Source organism: Candidatus Obscuribacterales bacterium, assembly GCA_036703605.1.
Classification (GTDB): domain Bacteria; phylum Cyanobacteriota; class Cyanobacteriia; order RECH01; family RECH01; genus RECH01.
The window spans coordinates 1-1,215 of the sequence record DATNRH010000687.1; the positions used below are offsets into that span (position 1 = coordinate 1).

2 protein-coding genes are annotated in these 1,215 nt (G+C 50.0%); both read left to right on the top strand.

The features are described from left to right. The coding region (locus tag V6D20_14595) for a TetR/AcrR family transcriptional regulator (protein HEY9817008.1) at window positions 1-653 on the top strand (653 nt) is incomplete at its 5' end. A 158-nt stretch (window positions 654-811) separates the two neighbouring features. After that, window positions 812-1,123 (top strand): hypothetical protein, encoded by a 312-nt coding sequence (locus V6D20_14600; GenBank protein ID HEY9817009.1) that lies wholly within the window; start codon window positions 812-814, stop codon window positions 1,121-1,123. Window positions 1,124-1,215: the final 92 nt, after the last annotated feature.

Here is a 1,215-nt window from a genome sequence, read left to right on the forward strand (position 1 = left end):
TAAAGTTTGTGTTTCTTCATTCATCAACCTCCATGACGCCGTCCCCAGACTCCACTACCGGGTTAAAGCGAGCCCAAATTCTCCAGGGTGCCCTAGAAATTTTTCTGCGCCAAGGCTACGAGGGCACCAGCATGGATCGGGTTGCTGCGGCCGCCGGAGTGTCCAAGATCACCATTTACAAGCATTTTGCAGATAAAGAAGGGCTCTTCACCGCGTTGATTGAGCAAGTCACCGCCCAGCGTTTCAATCAAGTCTTCGGCACCATCTCCCTCGATGATCAACCAGCTCAGGTGCTGCGGCAGATTGCCCAGAAATTTCTAGACCTAGTGGCGGTGGATGATGAATATGTGGCCTTTATGCGGCTGATTATTGGAGAATCGGGTCGGTTTCCAGCCCTAGCCCAGCTTTTCATTCAATCTTTACCCCAAAAGGTGTGGCGTAGCCTCGTTCATTATTTTGACTCTCATCCTGACTTAACGATCGCTCATCCTGATGCAGTAGCCCGGATTTTCACGGGCACATTACTCAGCTATGCCATGACCCAGAGAATTATGCATGGACAGCATATTGCCCCCATGAATCCGGAGCTGTTGATCGACTGCTTGATTGGTCTTATTCTTGCCCCCCAGTCCATACCCCCTGAAGACCTCTAAGGCTCATCCCATCGCCTAAGTAGTAGGTAGGAATGGTGACCTGAAGCAACAACCTTCCCGTCTGGCAACCTATGGTTTAGACTCAACCTATGGCATCGTGATGAGTTGAATGTCTCCTTTACCAAATTATTCCCCACGGCAACTACGACTTGGGCTCCTTGAGGCTGAAGTCATGGACATTATTTGGCACCATAACCCGCGGACATATGGTGATGTATTGGGAAGGGTGGCTGTCCTACGGTTTGTCTGCTGGCGTTTTAGCGATCGCCCTCGGCTGGATGCTGAAGTTAGCCATTGATGGGCATCGGGCTCTACAGTCTGTGCGCCACTGTGAGCGATCGCAGATAGGTCATTATACCTGCCGTATTTTAGAGCTAGAGTTACCCTACAGTGCTCAAGTAGGCTTTTGGAATCCTGAATTATACCAAGTCCGGCTAATCAACCCTAGAATGAGTAATGGAGTTGTATAACAGGCTGAAAGCAAGATGGGGCGTCGACTGAAGCTAGAACCACATTTAACCATTGAGGAACTGGAGCAGCGCTATAAATCCGCCAAGAGCGG